This is a genomic window from Streptomyces sp. NPDC018045 (genome assembly GCF_044327445.1).
GTDB lineage: Bacteria > Actinomycetota > Actinomycetes > Streptomycetales > Streptomycetaceae > Streptomyces.
Window position 1 is genome coordinate 1 of sequence record NZ_JBIRFL010000064.1, and the last position, 4,874, is coordinate 4,874.

Here is a 4,874-nt window from a genome sequence, read left to right on the forward strand (position 1 = left end):
CCGACGCCCCCATCATCACCACCGACGCCCGCCACCGCAGCGAAGCCAAGAGCGCCCTCATCACCCTCGTCGAACACGCCCTCATGGCCCGCCTGCGCTGACCGGGCCGCCGACGCGAAAGCCCCCGCACCGTCGGTGCGGGGGTTTTGTGCTGTCCCTGGAGAGGCGCGCTAGCGGTTCAGGTGGTCGGCGGTGGCCGTGAGCAGGAGCGAGAGTGACACCGCTCCGGGGTCCGGGTGGCCGTGGCCCAAGGGGCCCATGCGGGCGGCGCGGCCACGGGCCGGGGTGAGGTGGGCGGTGGCGGCCGCGGCGCGGGTGGCGGACTGGGCGGCCGCCTTCCAGGCGCCGGGCAGGGGCTCGCCGGACCGGGCCCGGAGTTCGGCCCGGAACGGGTCCAGCGCGTCGAGCATGGTCTTGTCACCGACCCGGGCGCCGCCCAGCTCCGCGAGGGCCCGCTGCGCGGCGTCGGCGGCGTCCGCGAACAGGGCGGTGGACCAGCCGTCGGCCCGGGTGAGGACGGCGCCGGTCTCGGCGAGCAGCGTGCCGTACAGGGCGCCGGACGCGCCGCCCGAGGCGTCGGCCAGGGCGAGGCCGGCGGCGAGCAGCGCGGTGCCCGCCGAGCGGGGGTCGGCGGGCGGTCCCGGTTCGGCCGCGCGGGCCGCGCCGACGGCGGCGCGCAGGCCCCGGACGATGCCGATGCCGTGGTCGCCGTCCCCGGCGACGGCGTCCAGGCGGCCCAGTTCGTCCTCGTGGGCGGCGATCAGGTCGAGGGCGGCCTGGAGGGCCGCGGTGGCGGGGTGGTCGGAGGCGGCGGGGAAGCCGGAGGAGGCCGCGGCCGGGGTGGTGACGGGCGTGGCGGTGGTGGTGGTCGCTGCGGAGGCGGCCGGGCGGAGGTCGGCGGGGTCCGGGTGGCCGCCCGGCAGGCTGCGGAAGGCGGGGGTGTCGCAGGGCGCGTCGTAGAGCGCGGTGAGTTCGTCGTCGAGGAGCATGACGGACAGGGAGACGCCCGCCATGTCGAAGGATGTGACGAACTCGCCGACCTCCGGACGGTGCGGGCGCAGTCCGGCGGCGCGCAGGCGGCGGTTGACCTGCCGGTAGACGACGAACATCTCCTCGTACTTGGTGCGGCCGAGGCCGTTGAGGAGGACGGCGACCCGCCCGTCGTTCCCGGCGGGCGGCTCCGGGAGTTCCTGGAGGAGGTTGTCGACGAGCGCGTCGGCGAGTTCGGCGGCGGTGAGGTGGCGGGTGGTGCGCAGGCCGGGTTCGCCGTGTATGCCCATGCCGAGTTCGGTCGTCCCCGCGTCGACGGTGAACAGCGGTTCGCCGGCGCCCGGGAGCGTACAGCCGGCGAACGCGGCACCGAAGGTGCGGGTCATCGCGTTGGCGTGCCCGGCCGCCCGGGCGACGCCCGCCAGGTCGTCGCCGCGTTCGGCCGCCGCGCCGGCCACCTTGAAGACGAAGAAGTCCCCGGCCACCCCGCGCCGGTCGCGGGACGGGTCGGTCTGCCGGCCTTCGACGGGCGGCGGGCCGCTGGCGACGTCGTCGGTGACCAGGACCGTACGGACGTCGACGCCTTCGGCGGCCAGGCGGCGCGCGGCGAGGCCGAAGTGCATGACGTCCCCGGCGTAGTTGCCGTAGCTGAACAGGACGCCGGCGCCGCCGTCCGCGGCGCGCGCGGTGCGGTAGACCTGCTCGGCGCTGGGGCTGGCGAAGACGTCGCCGACGGCCGCGGCATCGGCGAGGCCGGGGCCGACGAGGCCGGCGAAGGCGGGGTAGTGGCCGGAGCCGCCGCCGATGACGACCGCGACCTTGCCGGGGCGCGGCGCGTGCCGCCCGACGACCCCGTACGTGTCCGGGACCCGGCGCACCGTGCGGGCGTAGGCGTCGGCCAGTCCCTCCAGCCAGTCCTCGCGGAAGGTCGCGGGGTCGTGGCCGAGGCCGGTGGCGGGGGTGGTGGTCATCGGGCTCACTCCTCTGTTTCGTCCCTGTTGGATTTAACACCCAGATCACATATTCGTCACCCCTCCTGGGCCGAATTGCGCCCCGAGGGGCGAGAAACGTGCCGAAGAAATACCTGCATCACATCTTGCATGTGAAGTTCACAGGATCCATGCTGCCTGCACCACACCCACCCACCGCACGTACCGCCGCACCGCACCGCACGGAGGCAGGCCATGGCCCCACCGAAGCTCCCGCTCCCCGACCGGCTCGGCATCCCCGGGCCGCTGGTCCTCGGCTATCTCGGCGTGCTGTTGTTCATGGTGGGTGACGGCGTCGAATCCGGGTTCATCGCCCCGTACATGGCGGGCCACGGCGCGGGCACCGAGGTGCACGCCTCGTACGTCATCACCGCGTACGGCGTGACCGTCATGCTCGCGTCCTGGCTGTCCGGCGCCCTGTCCGACCTGTGGGGCCCGCGCCGGGTGATGCAACTGGGCCTGGCCGTGTGGGTCGTCTTCGACGTGCTCTTCCTCGTCCTCGCCCTGGGCCCGCAGAACTATCCCCTGATGCTGGTCTTCTACGGCCTGCGCGGCTTCGGCTACCCGCTCTTCGCCTTCGGCTTCCTCGTGTGGATCACCGCGACCGCGCCGGCGGCCCGGATGGGCACCGCGGTCGGCTGGTTCTACGTCGCCTTCACCGGCGGGCTGCCCACCCTCGGCTCGCTCGTGGCCGGTGTCACCAACCCCTGGTTCGGCCGGTTCGGCACCCTGTGGGTGGCGCTCGGCATCATCGCTCTGGGCGGCGCCTGCTGTCTGCTCGGCGTCCGGGAGCGCACCGGCTTCGCCCGGCTGGCGCCGCCGGAGGTGCGCCCCGTGCAGTCGCTGCTGTCCAGCCTGTCCATCGCCTGGACGCACCCGAAGGTCGCGGTCGGCTGTGTCGTGCGCGTCATCAACACCGCGCCGGAGTTCGGCTTCCTGGTGTTCCTGCCGGCCTTCTTCGGCGAGGAACTGGGCTTCGGCGAGGGCCGCTGGCTGACCCTGCTGGCGGTCATCTACGGCACCAATGTGCTGTGCAATCTGCTCTTCGGCGTGATCGGGGACCGGATCGGCTGGCGGCGGACGATCGCCTCGTTCGGCGGCCTCGGCTGCGCGGTCACCACGCTGACCCTGTACTTCGTGCCGAAGGCCGTCGGCGGCAACTACGGGGTGGCGATCGTCATGGGCATGCTGTACGGCATCACACTGGCCGGATTCGTCCCCATCTCCGCGCTGATACCGGCTCTCGCACCGGACCACAAGGGCGGCGCGATGGCCCTGCTCAACCTGGGCGCGGGCGGCGCGGCCTTCGTCGGCCCGGCCATCGTCAGCGTCTTCCTCGGCCCGCTCGGCCCGGGCGGCGTCGTGATCGTCTTCGCCGCGCTCTACGTCGTCTCCGCCGCCCTGACGCTGTATCTGAAGCTGCCGGAACGGCCGCCGGAGGAGGCCCCGGCGCCACCGGCCGCCACTCCCCCGGCCGTGGCCACCCCCGCCGGGCCGCCGTCCGCCGAACCCACGGCGGTCCGCGGCTGACCCCCGCACGGGCCCCGCGCGCACCGGTGCACGCGGGGCCCGTCGCCGTACGCGGCGCCTACTTCTTGGGGCACTGCTTCCAGGCGAAGTGGTACTTGGTGTTGATGCTGCCGTCGGTGGAGTCCATCGCCATGAAGCTGGTCAGCTTGGGGTCGGAGCCCTTGGCGTCCACCCGCAGTTCGGTGTTGATGTTGAAGTACCGCTGCTCGCCGCAGGGGGCGTAGACGAGCGCGTCGATCTCGGTCTCGTCCGAGGCCTGCCAGTTGGCGTCGTACGGGCCGGTGAAGCGGTGGCTCTTGCGGGAGGTCTGGGAGCTGCCCTGGAAGTAGTAGCCCGCCTGTTCCAGGCCGATGGCGCCGGGCGCGAGCTGGGCGTAGCCGCGGTAGTCGGCCTTGGCGATCGCATAGGTGAAGCCCTGGGGGACGTGCACGTTCAGCGCGATCTGACAGTTCTTGCGGGAGTCCGTGGGTCTGCTGTCCTTGCCCGCCTGGGCGAGGTATTCGCTGTACGTCACGGTGAACGCGGTGTTGTCGGGCGCGACGGCCACCGCGGCACTGCCGGGCCGGCAGCCCGAGCCGTTGACGGTGGCGACCGTGATGGTGATCCGGCCGTCCGGCGGCTCTTCCCCGTACCGGGACGTCTGTGCGGAGGCGGGGGACGCCGACCCGGCGAGGAGCAGCAGCGATGCCGCGGCGGCACCGACACCCAGTGTGCGGAGCATGGGTTTTTCCTTCCGGTCGTGCTGCGGTCGGCTCCCACGGCCCGTGGTGCGGAGCGCGGGAGCGCAATGACGAGCGCATGTCAGCACGGGGATCACGGATTGGACAGCTCCCGGCCACCGAGTCGGTGCGAACCTACGCCTTCTTTCGGCCGTCGCAGCAACGGCGTACGACGCGCGAAGAAAGCACCCGGGCCCGGCACTCACGAGGAGTACCGGGCCCGGGTGGTGACGGAAGGGCTCAGCGCTGCCAACTGCCGGCACCGCGGAAGCCGTGCTGGCGCTCCAGGCGGCGCCAGCGCGCCGCGGTGGCGCGGCGGCGGCCCGGCACGGCGGTGTCGTCCGGCCGGTGGGCGGCACGGGCGAGCAGGACGGCGGTCAGCGCCGCCAGCTCCTCCTCGCTGGCGTCGCCCTTCTCCACGCGGATGGGGCTGGTCCGAACAGGTGTGGTCACGTCGTTTCTCCGGTCTGCGAAGGGGTCCGGTCGGGTCCGGGTCGGTGGCTGCCGCGCCTTACTGGGGCGGGTTGCCGTGTTTGCGGGCGGGCAGGTCCGCGTGCTTGTTGCGCAGCATGTCCAGCGAACGGATGAGCACCTCACGCGTCTCGGCCGGATCGATCACATCGTCGACCAGACCGCGCTCCGCCGC

5 protein-coding genes and 1 pseudogene are annotated in these 4,874 nt (G+C 73.2%); 2 read left to right on the forward strand and 4 right to left on the reverse strand.

The window, feature by feature from the left end; genetic code table 11:
* A pseudogene (locus tag ACH4EB_RS38455) lies at positions 1 to 101 on the forward strand (ATP-binding protein); the annotation flags it as partial.
* 69 nt (positions 102 to 170) lie between these two features.
* Here ACH4EB_RS38455 and ACH4EB_RS38460 read toward each other — a convergent pair.
* Entirely contained in the window at positions 171 to 1,961 is a 1,791-nt protein-coding gene (locus tag ACH4EB_RS38460) for a dihydroxyacetone kinase family protein (RefSeq protein ID WP_398353182.1), read from the reverse strand.
* 213 nt (positions 1,962 to 2,174) lie between these two features.
* On the opposite strand from ACH4EB_RS38460, the gene ACH4EB_RS38465 reads away from it, so the two are divergent.
* On the forward strand, positions 2,175 to 3,509 hold the full coding sequence (locus tag ACH4EB_RS38465; RefSeq protein ID WP_398353183.1) for an MFS transporter: 1,335 nt from the start codon (positions 2,175 to 2,177) through the stop codon (positions 3,507 to 3,509).
* Positions 3,510 to 3,567: 58 nt separating this feature from the next.
* Here the strand turns inward: ACH4EB_RS38465 and ACH4EB_RS38470 are convergent, their stop codons facing one another.
* From ACH4EB_RS38470 to ACH4EB_RS38480, 3 genes are all read right to left on the reverse strand, one after another.
* Entirely contained in the window at positions 3,568 to 4,230 is a 663-nt protein-coding gene (locus ACH4EB_RS38470) for a DUF4360 domain-containing protein (RefSeq protein WP_398353184.1), read from the reverse strand.
* 238 nt (positions 4,231 to 4,468) lie between these two features.
* Positions 4,469 to 4,681, reverse strand: a complete 213-nt coding sequence (locus tag ACH4EB_RS38475; protein ID WP_398353186.1) for an acyl-CoA carboxylase epsilon subunit — start codon at positions 4,679 to 4,681, stop codon at positions 4,469 to 4,471.
* Between the two features lie 58 nt (positions 4,682 to 4,739).
* A partial coding sequence (locus ACH4EB_RS38480) for a carboxyl transferase domain-containing protein (protein ID WP_398353187.1) occupies positions 4,740 to 4,874 on the reverse strand: 135 nt, incomplete at its 5' end.